At 52.3% G+C, this 14,765-nt stretch carries 11 protein-coding genes and 1 pseudogene; all 12 read right to left on the bottom strand.

Going from position 1 to position 14,765, the window contains the following annotated elements; translation table 11 throughout:
- Window positions 1-10: 10 nt before the first annotated feature.
- Window positions 11-1,192 (bottom strand): glycosyltransferase family 4 protein, encoded by a 1,182-nt coding sequence (locus G7Y44_RS06955; RefSeq protein WP_165248614.1) that lies wholly within the window; start codon window positions 1,190-1,192, stop codon window positions 11-13.
- 3 nt (window positions 1,193-1,195) lie between these two features.
- Window positions 1,196-2,266: a glycosyltransferase family 4 protein gene (locus G7Y44_RS06950; protein ID WP_165248612.1), complete on the bottom strand. Its 1,071-nt coding sequence runs from the start codon at window positions 2,264-2,266 to the stop codon at window positions 1,196-1,198.
- Window positions 2,263-2,724, bottom strand: a complete 462-nt coding sequence (locus tag G7Y44_RS06945) for a hypothetical protein (RefSeq protein WP_165248610.1) — start codon at window positions 2,722-2,724, stop codon at window positions 2,263-2,265. The genes G7Y44_RS06950 and G7Y44_RS06945 overlap by 4 nt, the downstream gene beginning before the upstream one ends.
- Before the next feature lie 164 nt (window positions 2,725-2,888).
- Window positions 2,889-4,070, bottom strand: a complete 1,182-nt coding sequence (locus G7Y44_RS06940; protein ID WP_165248614.1) for a glycosyltransferase family 4 protein — start codon at window positions 4,068-4,070, stop codon at window positions 2,889-2,891.
- Window positions 4,071-4,073: 3 nt separating this feature from the next.
- Window positions 4,074-5,144 (bottom strand): glycosyltransferase family 4 protein, encoded by a 1,071-nt coding sequence (locus G7Y44_RS06935; RefSeq protein WP_165248612.1) that lies wholly within the window; start codon window positions 5,142-5,144, stop codon window positions 4,074-4,076.
- Entirely contained in the window at window positions 5,141-5,602 is a 462-nt protein-coding gene (locus G7Y44_RS06930) for a hypothetical protein (protein ID WP_165248610.1), read from the bottom strand. Before G7Y44_RS06930 ends, G7Y44_RS06935 begins: the two co-directional genes overlap by 4 nt.
- A 138-nt stretch (window positions 5,603-5,740) precedes the next feature.
- Window positions 5,741-6,679 (bottom strand): GDP-mannose 4,6-dehydratase, encoded by a 939-nt coding sequence (locus tag G7Y44_RS06925; protein ID WP_165248608.1) that lies wholly within the window; start codon window positions 6,677-6,679, stop codon window positions 5,741-5,743.
- Between the two features lie 28 nt (window positions 6,680-6,707).
- On the bottom strand, window positions 6,708-7,769 hold the full coding sequence (gmd, locus tag G7Y44_RS06920) for a GDP-mannose 4,6-dehydratase (RefSeq protein WP_165248606.1): 1,062 nt from the start codon (window positions 7,767-7,769) through the stop codon (window positions 6,708-6,710).
- 20 nt (window positions 7,770-7,789) lie between these two features.
- A complete protein-coding gene (locus G7Y44_RS06915; RefSeq protein WP_165248604.1) occupies window positions 7,790-9,136 on the bottom strand; it encodes a sugar phosphate nucleotidyltransferase in 1,347 nt (448 codons plus the stop codon).
- Between the two features lie 52 nt (window positions 9,137-9,188).
- Window positions 9,189-12,083: a DUF4214 domain-containing protein gene (locus G7Y44_RS06910; protein ID WP_165248602.1), complete on the bottom strand. Its 2,895-nt coding sequence runs from the start codon at window positions 12,081-12,083 to the stop codon at window positions 9,189-9,191.
- 462 nt (window positions 12,084-12,545) lie between these two features.
- Window positions 12,546-12,800: pseudogene (tnpA, locus tag G7Y44_RS06905) on the bottom strand (IS200/IS605 family transposase); the annotation flags it as partial.
- Window positions 12,801-12,884: 84 nt separating this feature from the next.
- Window positions 12,885-14,639: an IS1634 family transposase gene (locus G7Y44_RS06900; RefSeq protein WP_165248600.1), complete on the bottom strand. Its 1,755-nt coding sequence runs from the start codon at window positions 14,637-14,639 to the stop codon at window positions 12,885-12,887.
- Window positions 14,640-14,765: the final 126 nt, after the last annotated feature.

The raw sequence follows: 14,765 nt of genomic DNA, 5'->3' as shown, positions 1-14,765 counted from the left end.
AGTGGTGTAACTATCTGGCTGCAACTCTATCGATCAGACTGCATAGCTCCCCCATGATGACGTCCCAGCTGTAGTTCTCATCGACGTAGCGGACGCCGAGTTCGCCCATCCTGCCGTGGACATCAGGATGGGTCATCATGTACTCGAGCTCCTTCTCGAACTCAAGGTAGTTGGCGTAGTAAAGCCCGGCATTGCTTCTCAAGCAGTGCCCTTTGAGGACTTTGCATGCTCCGTTGACTAAAACGGGCGTCCCCGACCGCAAAGCCTCGAGCAGCACAATCGAGAGGCTCTCGAATCGAGAAGGCTGGACTAGGGCGAGGGCGCCCTTAATTCCGCTGAACTTGTCTACCTCGTCGACGAACCCAAGGTACAGTACATCAGGGTGATCAAGAACGGGCATCTTGGCCGCACCAACCAGCACGAGCTTAAGATCATCCCCGGGATGCCTAAGCTTCCATCCCGCGAAGTAGCGAAACAGCACGCCACAACCTTTACCCTCTTCTATGCGGCCGGCGTAGATTATGTAAGGACTATCTCCCAGGCCGTACTTCTCGCGAAAGACCCCTTCGTCAACATCGCGAGGAACATCGACACCAACCCCTCCGTTCCCCGTGCCAACCACCTTGCCCGAAGCGTTGAACATACCCTCAACAAACGACTTCTCCTCAGGCGTAAGGTAGTACCAGGCAGCCGCGTTTGAGAACAACTCGCTGTAGACTGCCTGATGGATGGGAGGCTCGTCGTGCGCCGTCGGGATCAGTACGCTCTTGTGGCCGACAACCTTCGACACGGCCACCGTGGGGTAATACAGGTACGTCATCAAGATAAAGGCGTCATACTCCTCACCGTGTTGTTCAACATAGTCAACCAGGCCTGGACAGTACGGCCCCTGGGCGACAACCCAGTCCATCCCTACCGACGCCGACGCATCCTTTTTGAATGCCTTCTGGTACAACTCATCTGTCAAACAACGCTGCTGAGCGGACGCGAATCGGCGAACCAGAACTCCGTTCAGTCGCTCGAAGTCTCTCTTGATGTCGTTCTTCCATGTCATATAGTCGCTAGACTTTGAAGTGAGAACCTCCACCTCAAACGAAACCGCTAGGCGCTCGGCGATCTGCCTGCAATACGACTCCGACCCGCCAACGATGTCCTCTCCGTAGCGCTGAACGACTATTCCTATCTTTCTCATAAACTATCCTTCCAGGCGTCGCCGCAACACGCCAAGCAACTGCCGGGCGACCACGTCATGTTGCAATTCAGACAGACGCTCTCGCTGGCCCGCAAGTACCCTTGCCCTCATACTCTCATCCTGGAGCAAGCGATCAATAACTCCCGCAGTCACGAGAGGGTCTTTCTCCTTAAGAAGAACGCCGCAACCCGACAGGGTCTCCGGGATCGCAGCAGCAGCGTAGGCGACCACGGGGACATCGAGCGCCATGGCCTCGACCAACGGAACACAGAACCCCTCATGCTCGCTCTGACAGAGAAAAACATCCGCAATGCGATAATAAGCCAGAATCTCATCGAACGAAACATGGCCGGTAAAACGGACATCGGTCAACTTGAGCTCTCCAATATAGCGCAGAAGACGTGCAACGTACGGATCACCAGAGTCAAACGCCCCCACTAGGAACAGCCGAGCGTGAGAGTCATAGTGATTTTTGTACACTGCAAAGGCGGCTATCACATCCTCGAAGCACTTGTTCGGAACGACTCTACCCACGAATACCAGGTTAGAACCGAGAAAGTGATCGTGATGCCTCAACACCTTGGCACACGGCTCACGAACGTAGTCGTCAAGCGCGAGAAGAAGAGGAACCACGTCGATGGGACAGAGATATCCCTTGAACTGGAGATCAAGCCGATTGTACTTCGAGACAGCAACGACAAAGTCGACTTTATCTCTCAGGTAAACTGCTTGATCGACCCCCAATCTGCACTCTGACGCAACCTCGCCGTTATACTGATCAAACCAGCCTGGGGGGGTTATATTGTGGTAGATCATGCCCTTTCGTGTCGGTAACGAAGCAAACTTCAGGTTCACAGAGGAACCCATCATGAAATGGAGAATAACAACGTCTTCCTCACCCAGACAATCAAGGAAAGACAGATCCTTCGCCTCGACGTGCGGCTCACGAATAGTCCTCCCGGCGACCACGTAAGACTCAAAGCCCGCCTCAACCAACAGTTCATGGATCGCAATGCAGTTGTTGCCGCACGCATCTCCACTCGAGAGAACGGGAATCACCTGAACGACTTTCATCGGCAGTCTTTTTCCCTCCGTCTCAACCGATCATTCTCAATCTCAAGCAGCTCGATCCTCCTCGCGAGGGCGTCGATTGTGAGGTCTTGGCTATTCACACGAAAGTAAAGTTGCCTGATGAGCGCATCAGAGCTGACATTATGGACAGACTGCCTATCACACAAGGGCTCAACCACACCGCGACACAGCTTTCGCGCTACGCGTTTAATGAACACGGCCACAGAGCTTCCCTGCAGAGGATGGTAGTAGTCTAGATGCTCAGCCTCTATCGCGTCATCGAAGGTATCGCTAAAGTAAATGCGATTAAACAGCATGTTCTGGTCGGAGCTTCCCAGCACCTCCCCAGCTTCCATCTCATCAAACAAAGGAATCTGCTCCGCCTTACAGTTCCTCGCGATATCCTCCTTTACGGCAAGAACGATGGACTCCACGTCAACCGAAGCACTTGTGCTCGACATCACTCCTCCTTCCATGCATTCCATCAACGATAGAAAACACCCTGTGTCAAATTCGCTTTTTCTACGCACACTCTAGCACATATTATCCACCATCAGGAGAACTGCCACCCATCAGATACAGTACCCCCAAGCGGAACTACATCGCCAAGATAGAAGTGGTGTAACTATCTGGCTGCAACTCTATCGATCAGACTGCATAGCTCCCCCATGATGACGTCCCAGCTGTAGTTCTCATCGACGTAGCGGACGCCGAGTTCGCCCATCCTGCCGTGGACATCAGGATGGGTCATCATGTACTCGAGCTCCTTCTCGAACTCAAGGTAGTTGGCGTAGTAAAGCCCGGCATTGCTTCTCAAGCAGTGCCCTTTGAGGACTTTGCATGCTCCGTTGACTAAAACGGGCGTCCCCGACCGCAAAGCCTCGAGCAGCACAATCGAGAGGCTCTCGAATCGAGAAGGCTGGACTAGGGCGAGGGCGCCCTTAATTCCGCTGAACTTGTCTACCTCGTCGACGAACCCAAGGTACAGTACATCAGGGTGATCAAGAACGGGCATCTTGGCCGCACCAACCAGCACGAGCTTAAGATCATCCCCGGGATGCCTAAGCTTCCATCCCGCGAAGTAGCGAAACAGCACGCCACAACCTTTACCCTCTTCTATGCGGCCGGCGTAGATTATGTAAGGACTATCTCCCAGGCCGTACTTCTCGCGAAAGACCCCTTCGTCAACATCGCGAGGAACATCGACACCAACCCCTCCGTTCCCCGTGCCAACCACCTTGCCCGAAGCGTTGAACATACCCTCAACAAACGACTTCTCCTCAGGCGTAAGGTAGTACCAGGCAGCCGCGTTTGAGAACAACTCGCTGTAGACTGCCTGATGGATGGGAGGCTCGTCGTGCGCCGTCGGGATCAGTACGCTCTTGTGGCCGACAACCTTCGACACGGCCACCGTGGGGTAATACAGGTACGTCATCAAGATAAAGGCGTCATACTCCTCACCGTGTTGTTCAACATAGTCAACCAGGCCTGGACAGTACGGCCCCTGGGCGACAACCCAGTCCATCCCTACCGACGCCGACGCATCCTTTTTGAATGCCTTCTGGTACAACTCATCTGTCAAACAACGCTGCTGAGCGGACGCGAATCGGCGAACCAGAACTCCGTTCAGTCGCTCGAAGTCTCTCTTGATGTCGTTCTTCCATGTCATATAGTCGCTAGACTTTGAAGTGAGAACCTCCACCTCAAACGAAACCGCTAGGCGCTCGGCGATCTGCCTGCAATACGACTCCGACCCGCCAACGATGTCCTCTCCGTAGCGCTGAACGACTATTCCTATCTTTCTCATAAACTATCCTTCCAGGCGTCGCCGCAACACGCCAAGCAACTGCCGGGCGACCACGTCATGTTGCAATTCAGACAGACGCTCTCGCTGGCCCGCAAGTACCCTTGCCCTCATACTCTCATCCTGGAGCAAGCGATCAATAACTCCCGCAGTCACGAGAGGGTCTTTCTCCTTAAGAAGAACGCCGCAACCCGACAGGGTCTCCGGGATCGCAGCAGCAGCGTAGGCGACCACGGGGACATCGAGCGCCATGGCCTCGACCAACGGAACACAGAACCCCTCATGCTCGCTCTGACAGAGAAAAACATCCGCAATGCGATAATAAGCCAGAATCTCATCGAACGAAACATGGCCGGTAAAACGGACATCGGTCAACTTGAGCTCTCCAATATAGCGCAGAAGACGTGCAACGTACGGATCACCAGAGTCAAACGCCCCCACTAGGAACAGCCGAGCGTGAGAGTCATAGTGATTTTTGTACACTGCAAAGGCGGCTATCACATCCTCGAAGCACTTGTTCGGAACGACTCTACCCACGAATACCAGGTTAGAACCGAGAAAGTGATCGTGATGCCTCAACACCTTGGCACACGGCTCACGAACGTAGTCGTCAAGCGCGAGAAGAAGAGGAACCACGTCGATGGGACAGAGATATCCCTTGAACTGGAGATCAAGCCGATTGTACTTCGAGACAGCAACGACAAAGTCGACTTTATCTCTCAGGTAAACTGCTTGATCGACCCCCAATCTGCACTCTGACGCAACCTCGCCGTTATACTGATCAAACCAGCCTGGGGGGGTTATATTGTGGTAGATCATGCCCTTTCGTGTCGGTAACGAAGCAAACTTCAGGTTCACAGAGGAACCCATCATGAAATGGAGAATAACAACGTCTTCCTCACCCAGACAATCAAGGAAAGACAGATCCTTCGCCTCGACGTGCGGCTCACGAATAGTCCTCCCGGCGACCACGTAAGACTCAAAGCCCGCCTCAACCAACAGTTCATGGATCGCAATGCAGTTGTTGCCGCACGCATCTCCACTCGAGAGAACGGGAATCACCTGAACGACTTTCATCGGCAGTCTTTTTCCCTCCGTCTCAACCGATCATTCTCAATCTCAAGCAGCTCGATCCTCCTCGCGAGGGCGTCGATTGTGAGGTCTTGGCTATTCACACGAAAGTAAAGTTGCCTGATGAGCGCATCAGAGCTGACATTATGGACAGACTGCCTATCACACAAGGGCTCAACCACACCGCGACACAGCTTTCGCGCTACGCGTTTAATGAACACGGCCACAGAGCTTCCCTGCAGAGGATGGTAGTAGTCTAGATGCTCAGCCTCTATCGCGTCATCGAAGGTATCGCTAAAGTAAATGCGATTAAACAGCATGTTCTGGTCGGAGCTTCCCAGCACCTCCCCAGCTTCCATCTCATCAAACAAAGGAATCTGCTCCGCCTTACAGTTCCTCGCGATATCCTCCTTTACGGCAAGAACGATGGACTCCACGTCAACCGAAGCACTTGTGCTCGACATCACTCCTCCTTCCATGCATTAGCTCACTTAACCAGAAACATCATTCACCTGGACAGAATCCACCCCTCCGTATATCTCACGCAATCACTTTTGACTTTTCCGCTTCAGATACACCGATACGTGAGATACCTTTGCAGCTCAACAACAGGCATTCAGATTTGAATAGGACTCAAATACCGCGCTCAGTGAGTCAGTGATATCAATTTGCGGCTCCCATCCAAAACAACGACGCGCTTTGGAACAATCAGAACAGATCCTCTCGTTATCAACTGGCCGCAAAAGAGAAGGATCGACCATAACATCGATCGACTGCTCAGACATACTAACAATCACTTCTAGAATCTCCGAGAGCGGGTAGCTCTTCCCAGCTCCAATGTTGAAAACCTCCCCTGAGAAATCACTCTCAATCAGCATGCGGTAAGCGCGCACGACATCACGAACGTCGGAAAAGTCTCGATATACCGACAGATTTCCGATTTTCATCACCCCGGGTTTTCCTGAGCGCGATATCTCAGCAGCCTGCTGACACCAACTTGGAATAACGAAATTTGGCGCTTGACCAACACCGATATGGTTGAAGCTTCGAGTGCGATACACCTTGAGGTCAAAACGCTTTGTATATACCTCCGCTATATTCTCTTGCGCAATTTTACTGATGCCGTACGGACTGCTAGCGTCAATGGGACTTTCCTCCGTAAGAGGATCATCTGAAGCAGCGTACTCTTCGGAGCTTCCTACAATAAGAATCTTGCTATCAGGGCAGTGTTTTCGCATCGCCTCGAATATATTGATTGCACCCACCACGTTAACCTGAAAAGCAGCAGCGGGCATGCTCCACGATTGAGACACGCTCGAGATTGCCGCAAGATTCACTATGGCATCGGGCTTCGAACGCTCAATGACAGACTCAACGCAAAAAGCATCGCATACGTCTACGCTCTCATATTGAGTCACTGAGACATAGCGACTCGTCTCGCCGCGATCACAACCCATCACCTGATAGCCACAGGAGGAAAACTCCTTCGCGAGGTAGCCACCAACAAAGCCATTAGATCCAAATACAAGCACCTTGGGCATTGGTTTACCTCCCCTGCTCCAACTCGGATTACTTTTCACCCTCAAAAGCAAGCAGCTGCCGCTTCTCAGCCTTAGCGAGCTCGAGGTCATGTTCCGCCATGATGCGACATAGCTCCTCACAGCTGGTCTTGCCAGGATCCCAACCAAGCACCGTCTTTGCCTTGGTCGGATCCCCCCACAGATTCACCACGTCAGTCGGTCGATAGAACGCTTCGTTGACGCATACCACCATCTTACCGGTTTGTACATCATAACCCTTTTCATCAACACCACTGCCTTCCCAACGAAGGTCGATGCCAACGTGGTTGAAGGACCACTCCACAAATTCGCGAACAGAATGCTGCACACCCGTAGCGATCACGAAGTCATCGGGCTCGTCTTGCTGCATGATTAGCCACATACACTCGACGTAATCTTTTGCATAGCCCCAATCACGCAGCGAGTCCAAATTGCCCAGCTCAAGATGATCCTGCAGCCCCATCGCAATACGACCTGCAGCGCGAGTAATCTTGCGAGTCACAAATGTTTCGCCGCGACGCTCAGACTCATGGTTAAAGAGAATACCGTTGACGGCAAACATGCCGTATGCTTCACGATACTCCTTTGTGATCCAGAAGCCATACTGCTTCGCAACAGCATAAGGGCTATATGGATGAAAAGGAGTGGTCTCGGACTGAGGCACCTCCGTTACTTTTCCGTACAGCTCAGAGGTCGACGCTTGGTATATCTTGCACTTCTTATCCAGTCCAAGCATATGAACGGCTTCGAGCAGACGAAGAACACCGATTGCGTCAACGTCCCCCGTATACTCAGCAGCAACAAAGCTTACGCCCACATGGGATTGCGCCGCCAAATTGTATATCTCATCTGGTTGGATCTCGGATACCGCACGAACGATCGAAACCGAGTCGGAGAGATCACCATCATGAAGGGAGATTTTTCCCGCTTCAATAAGATGGTCAATGCGCTCTGTTCCGTGCACGGAGCTGCGACGTATAAACCCATGAACCTCATAACCCTTTTTTGTTAGAAGCTCAGCTAAATACGAGCCATCTTGGCCTGTAATGCCCGTAATAAGTGCTTTCTTCATGCTATTCCTTTCGCACTCAATCAATTCCAGAAGTTCCCAAACCTATCAATGTCCTCTTCAATTAAAACATCGCCTTGTTGGACTTCGATAATATGGAGCGTCTGAAAGGCACGGGCGGCATGCTTAACACCGCTCTCTATCTCAATCACGGATCCTGCCTTGATCGGCTTAACTACGCCGTTGAGAACGACCTCTCCCACGCCCGATACGATAGTCCACACCTCAGAGCGATGATTATGCAGCTGGTAGGAGAGCTGTTTTCCTGGCCTGATTGCAAGCTCTTTGGATAGCGATTTCTTTCCGTCGGGATACACATTCGCGTCAATAACTCGATACTCACCCCAACGACGTTGTTCGTACATAGGTCGACTCAATGAGGCGGCTGCGACGAGCGGCTTGAGATGCGCGCTTCGCAGTTTGTCCGAAACGAGGATGCCATCAGGCGTCGCAATGATAACAGCATCTTTAATGCCCGAGACGACAAGAGGAAGACCCGTTTCATTGATGACGTGGACGTTATCACACGTCTGCTTGTCACAGACCACACGCCCGGAACTTTCTTCGAGCATTACCTCAGAAAGCGTATTCCACGTTCCAAGATCTTTCCAATCACCCGAAAAGGAAACAACCGCAACAGAGGCAGCCTTTTCGACGATCTCGTAGTCGAAGGAGTTCTTCGGCAGCATCGAATAGTTATCTCGAATCGAGTCAAAGTCCTTCAGACTCGTATAGCTCGAAATGATATCAATGAGATATGAGAGCTTAAAACCGAACACACCGCAGTTCCAGAGCGCACCTTGATCGATCAAGCGTGCCGCCAACTCCTCGGTCGGCTTCTCGGTAAAGTACGAAACAGGGCGGCACTCGCCTTTTTCGACGCTGGGGATGATGTATCCATATTTGTTTGAAGGATAGGTTGGCTCCACACCGAGAAGAACGATTTTTCCAACCCCAGCCCTTACGGCACTGTCAATTTTCTTCAAGCCCTCGTAATACTCGGCACCAGCGTACGTATCGATCGGCATCACAATGACCGTGCTGTCAAGATCTACCTTGTCGGCAAAAGCAAGCTTTGCACATGCCAGCATAATTGCAGGTGCCGTGTCACGACGCTCTGGCTCAACTACAACGCTGTACTCACCCTCAACCTGACGCTCAATGGAGTCGATCTGGGACTGGCAGGTGGCGATGGTCACATTCGCGTTAAACCCTTGTTCTCCGATTCTTTCAAAAGTGCGCTGAACCATGGACTGATGGTTGCCCTCAGCATCACGCAGCACTTTAAGAAACTGCTTGGATCGCGCATCGTTTGACAAGGGCCACAACCGCGATCCTGAGCCACCTGACAGCAAAATAATATTCAGCATGACAACGCCGCCTTTCATTTTCGTGAAGAAGGAGTCTTGAAGGTACTTCTGTTTACAAGAACTCTCTCAGCTTTCCGCACATTGACAGAATCCGCTCCCCGTAGCCCTGACCAGGCGCCGCCCAGCGACCGTTTAGGTCTTCGACATTGGGTGCGCATCCTCGTGTGACCAAATGAAAACGAGGATCAATGCACGCATTAAAGAGCGGCTCGTCTGTCGCATATGCCTTCAGATGCTGAACCTGAGCACGAATTCCCATACGGACACTTTCGAAGCTCGCGCCCTTCGCTCCTCCGCCAACTGCACCGAGACCAGCGAAGTTGCGCTGAGCCACATCAACGTCTCCACCGAATTGAAGCCAACCCGTCTCGTGCATTGACTGACAGAATACGACATCGGCACGCACACCTTCCACGGCTGCTTCTTCATAAACGGTCTGACAGAAATCGCGAATAGAAGGGGTTTCTACGTATACGCTGGCCGGATAATTACTTGAGCCTTTCACAGAATCATAGTACGCAACCATCGCATCAACCAGCGCGCAATCACTTTTCCCCATAATTCGATGCGATAGATCCACATAATCAAACGTAAGCGAACCTTGAACAAGCCCGTACTCACGACACAGCGCTCCAAATTCTTCAGAGTTCACGAACCCAGCAACGAGGTTCTTGAGGGACATGCCGTCATCCATCTTAGATGTCCAGTCATCAAACCCCTCAGCGTCAGGTGTTCGATCAAGGAAGGTAGCGTACGCAATTTTCACGATTTCCTCATTGGGGAGATTCTTTTGTGTGAACTCTTGCGAGAGGAAGAAATTGTTTGCTACCTCACCAGCAGGAGTACCCGAAAGAAGTGCCGCAGTATGCGCATTCAACCCTCCAATATCATAGCTACGCCCAAGACATTTTTGGTAAAGTCTCGTGACAAAAGCAGTCACTTTGAGATTGACATCACGCGCTTCGGCAACACTCAAACTACCCGGAGCAACCCCCCATCTCTTACAGAGCGAAGCAAACTCACCAGAACCAGAAAATCCTGCGACAACAGCCGTCATTGAACATCCTGCGTCAAGGTACTCTAACCAATCCGACAACCCATCGGCATCCGGCTCTCGATCTAACATAGCAAGATACACCAAGCGAACCCTCTCATCGTTGGTCAGGTTTCTACCAGCGAACTCGGCAGACGAGAAAAAACCATTAGCGATAAGAGAACCAGAGCACCCTTCCGCCAACGCTGCGCAATGGGCATTAAGACCTTCGATATCGGCATCCCTCGACAAAACAAACTGATACAGCCTACTCACAAAAGCCGTAGCTTTGTGGTTGATGTCGCGTGCTTCAGAAACACTTAGACTACCTGGGTTAATTCCCCACTTCTCGCAGAGAGTTGCAAACTCTTCCGATCCTACAAATCCTGCGACAACAGCCGTCATTGAACATCCTGCGTCAAGGTACTCTAACCAATCCGACAACCCATCGGCATCCGGCTCTCGATCTAACATAGCAAGATACACCAAGCGAACCCTCTCATCGTTGGTCAGGTTTCTACCAGCGAACTCGGCAGAAATAAAGAAGTTGTTGACGATTTCGGATGCGGGAGCCCCAGCTACCAGGGCTGCCGCATGAGCATTGAGCCCACCTTTGTCGGGCGTTCGATCGAGCGCATACTGATACAAACGCGCCACAAACGCCTCCGCCTCTTCCCTCGTAGGAGTCAGCTTAACATTAGCACCGACATGTTGGGCAATTGCTTCTGCATCAGCCCGACCGACTGCTTCGCAATTTGCCGAACTGGAAAGGAAAGCGGCATCACCTGGATTGGTTACAAACGCATGCTCAATGATAATTCCACAGACATTGTTAATACGCGATTGGTATATTGCTGAATAGTAATCCTCTACAGAACCGTCGCTATAATGTCCTGTATGATTTCGATGTTTAATGCCACGATCATAAAGCCCCAGGGCTGAGAGCTTATCGGAGATGCGCTGGGCAAGATCATAGCCAAGCTCATGCATTGCGTAATTGAATGAACTCCCATTCGGGATATAAACCTCAAAGCCACTTGCACCAGCAGACGCCGCCGCATTATTATGAACGCTAATGAAATACGATGCACCTTGGGCTACAGCAACATCGACGCGACGCTTAACACTGCTGTACTGCGGAACCATAAACGAAGAAATGCCCGCATAGAATCTATTGAGAGCGTCATTGCACGCTGTCGCGATTCGCAGGTTCGCATCAGCCTCGTTCAGGCCATTTGCCACAGCGCCAGGATCATACACGCCACTCTCAGGATCGGTGCCATGCCCCGGATCAATGGCTATTACCACGCTGGCCGCGCGAGACATCGACCTTTCCATAGCATACATAGACGAAGAAACGGCCGATTCGCCATCAGACGGCTCCTCACCAGAAGGCTCAATGTCAGATGAGCTGATTTCGGCAATGGGAACCAAGGATCCGTCTTCCTCTATCGTACTCACCGTTGCAACAGAATCATTACAAACCTCTTCGCCACCATCAGACAAGTCGAACGAAGGAGCATCGCCCTCAGGATCACTCAAGCTTACGCAATAGCGCCCTGTTTCATTTTTCACACCGTATTCAAGACTGGCAACACTAAACGTACCAAGGGGGTAACTTTCATCAAAGACGATCTCGAAAGCGGCCGAATTGGCAACGACGTTCGTAGCAGGTATCTTCAAATGAGAGCCATCAGGACCTTCCAAGATCACATCAGCTTCCGAAAGCTCAACGGACTCATCAACAAGCGAAAAGACGAGAAACTGAGTATCGCCATACACAAGAGACTGTGAGTCAACGTAGAAAAAATCAACCTGTTCCGAATCAACCGGTATCGGCTCTGATGAAGTCGTTGCTTTCTCGCCCTCATCCGCCCAAGCGATCATGCAATACGCAGCAGAACAGATAACCAAAGCAATAATCCCTAAGCAAGTCGCGATTTTTCTGCTTAATACCAAGGCATCCTCCATTGCTCTAATACGACACTCTATGAAATGGTTATTCTAACGCAGCCACTCTCTACACGATGAACTTAGAATCGTTTCTCCATTAGTGAAACAGCGACAAAAAGGTATCTAGTGATCAATTAAGCATTAATTCTCCCGTTCGGTTTTCGTGTATAGGCAGGCCTGCTTCTCTCGCACGTCATCGACAGTAAAATGCCAATTGACCGTACGAACGCGCGTGTTGCGATCCGTCTCCTAATCATGAACCACCCCTCAAAGGGGTGGTTTGCTCTAGGCCTATAAGGCCGAGGGCGACCGGCGGCGTCTAAAGGCGCTGCCTTTCACTTCGTTCAAGTCGTACCGCCCTTGACTCTCGCGAGCCGCACAAAGCGGCTCTCATATTACCCGGCAGCCCCTAAAGGGGCTCCCCTACTTCCTCTTGAACGGATCCTCGTACTCCTTAACGCTTAACTTATCCAGCGCGATGTCGTGAGCCTCCTGCTCCCTGATGTACTTGGCTATCGTCGCCTCGTTCAGCCCGACGGTCGACACATAGTAGCCCTCAGACCAGAAGTGCCTGTTGCCGAACTTGTACTTGAGGTTAGCGTGCTTGTCAAACATCATGAGCGCGCTCTTGCCCTTGAGGTACCCCATGAAGCTCGACACACTGATCTTGGGAGGTATAATCCCGTCTTTGACACCGCCGAACGGTATATCTCATCATAATACCTGGTCATAGGCTTGATAACGTTTCTGGATGATTTTTGATTACTTGGTACTTTTTATCTTGGGGCTTCGCGAGGCGGTAAGTACTTTGCCCATCTGACGGTTTGTGACGATCTCGTAGTCGGTACGCAACCCGAACGCGTCATGAAGCGCATCGGTTACGTCGTCGCGGGTGTAGGCGGGCACCCAGCCCTCACCGGCAAGCTCGAGCATGTTCATTTCGCGTAGCGTGGAGAGCAGTTTCTCGCAGGTAAACGCGTGATTGAGACGCTCGTCGATGAGTCTGTAGACGAGCAGTGCGATAAAGCAGGTCAGGAAGTGTCCGCGTATTCTGTCTTTACGGCTCAAGTAGACGGGGCGCGCCTTGAACTCGGTTTTCATGATGCGGAAGCACTCCTCGATCTGCCAGCGACGCTTGTTCACGGCTATGATGTCGGATACCTCGTCCTCTAGCGACGTGGCGATGCAGGAAAACCCGTCGTAGCGGGCCTCTTCGGCGATTTTGGACTCGTTAAGCGACACGACCGCGTGGCTGGCGAGCTCGCCTTGAGCCGTGACGTGGTCCACCGACAAGAAACGTGCCGGATCGTTTACGTTGCGCTTCCCGACCGCGCCGGCACCCTTGGCGGCCTTGGCTGCCGCACGTTGCGCCTGCTGCTCACGAATAGAGGCTTGGTATTCCATGTATTTGAACGAGAAGGTGGCAACGTAGCGCTGCTCGAATCCTTCGTTGTCCTTGGCCCAGCGTTCCTTATAGAAGACCCGATCCCACATCTTAACCTCGTTTACCTCATGAAGATCATAGACAGCTTCGGAGCCTGGTAGCCTCCACTCCTTCCGGTCAAGCGCCCATTCGCGCAGATCCGCCTGCATCTTCTTGATGCTCTGCACCGTGACGAAGGCGCGCCCGCCTCGTGTGTTGAACAGATGGTTGGCCTTGGACGAGAGCCCAGAGTCGGTGCACACCACGAACATCGACTCCCCGAACTCGTCTATGATCGTACGCTCGAGGGGCTTTAAGGTCGTCTGCTCGTTTTGGTTGCCCGGGGTTATGCTGAACGCAAGTGGGATGCCGTCGGCGTCCACGAACAGCCCCATCTGCACGATCGGGTTGGGGCGGTGCTCCTTGGAAAGGCCGTACTGTCGGTCGCTGTCACTATCGGCCCCCTCCACCTCGAAGAAGTAGTTGGTGCAGTCGTAGTAAAGCACGCCCGTGCGCCTGCGGTGTAGCCTCTCTGATGCCTTGTAGAGCTTGGCTTGGATCGCGTCGGAGTGCTCGGCCAGAACCGTGAGCGCCCGGTACACCTGATGCTCGGAGAAGGAGGGCACCTCCACAAGCCCTTGGCACCACTCGAAGGTCGCAAGCTTAGATGACGGCGAGAGCATTCTTCCTGCGACCAGGTAGCAGGCTATCTCACCGAGGTTGTATTCGAACCCCTCCTCGGCGGCGATGTCATCGCATATGCCGACAAGCCCCAGTTCGGAGAGGACTTTCATGGGAAAGAGATACCCCGCATTGGCAGACCTGCGCAGACCCTTTTCGATGCGCTTTGCCGGTCTGAGTCTGACCGTTATGGCCGCCGCGTCAGCGGCCTCCTTCTCGGTCATGTGCGCGATCTCGGCGCGCGCCCACGCAATGGCCCCCTCGTAGTCGACTCCTTCGCGCTCCATGACCTCCTCGGCGGTGCCAAGCTTGGCCACTATCTTCGAAGACGTCTTCCTAGTCTTTGGGTCATACGTGGACTTTATAGCGTAGAGCCTGGTTGACTTCGACGATCTGGTCATTTTGAGGCGCACGGCAATCTCCTTGCTAAGTCTGTATTCCTTTATATTGTAACATAAAGTACCCAAAAGTACCATATAAAGAAGCCTCAAAACTTGACATCCGACAGTTTATTGCCCGCCGCGCTGCGCGCGCCGTGC

It is taken from the genome of Adlercreutzia sp. ZJ141 (assembly GCF_011038965.1).
Lineage (GTDB): Bacteria > Actinomycetota > Coriobacteriia > Coriobacteriales > Eggerthellaceae > ZJ141.
This window is presented reverse-complemented; position numbering and strand designations above follow the sequence as displayed.

Coding starts and splice junctions, on each gene's coding strand:
- G7Y44_RS06955 (WP_165248614.1), bottom strand. CDS start 1,192: ATGAGAAAGATAGGAATAGTCGTTCAGCGCTACGGAGAGGACATCGTT.
- G7Y44_RS06950 (WP_165248612.1), bottom strand. CDS start 2,266: ATGAAAGTCGTTCAGGTGATTCCCGTTCTCTCGAGTGGAGATGCGTGC.
- G7Y44_RS06945 (WP_165248610.1), bottom strand. CDS start 2,724: ATGTCGAGCACAAGTGCTTCGGTTGACGTGGAGTCCATCGTTCTTGCC.
- G7Y44_RS06940 (WP_165248614.1), bottom strand. CDS start 4,070: ATGAGAAAGATAGGAATAGTCGTTCAGCGCTACGGAGAGGACATCGTT.
- G7Y44_RS06935 (WP_165248612.1), bottom strand. CDS start 5,144: ATGAAAGTCGTTCAGGTGATTCCCGTTCTCTCGAGTGGAGATGCGTGC.
- G7Y44_RS06930 (WP_165248610.1), bottom strand. CDS start 5,602: ATGTCGAGCACAAGTGCTTCGGTTGACGTGGAGTCCATCGTTCTTGCC.
- G7Y44_RS06925 (WP_165248608.1), bottom strand. CDS start 6,679: ATGCCCAAGGTGCTTGTATTTGGATCTAATGGCTTTGTTGGTGGCTAC.
- gmd (WP_165248606.1), bottom strand. CDS start 7,769: ATGAAGAAAGCACTTATTACGGGCATTACAGGCCAAGATGGCTCGTAT.
- G7Y44_RS06915 (WP_165248604.1), bottom strand. CDS start 9,136: ATGCTGAATATTATTTTGCTGTCAGGTGGCTCAGGATCGCGGTTGTGG.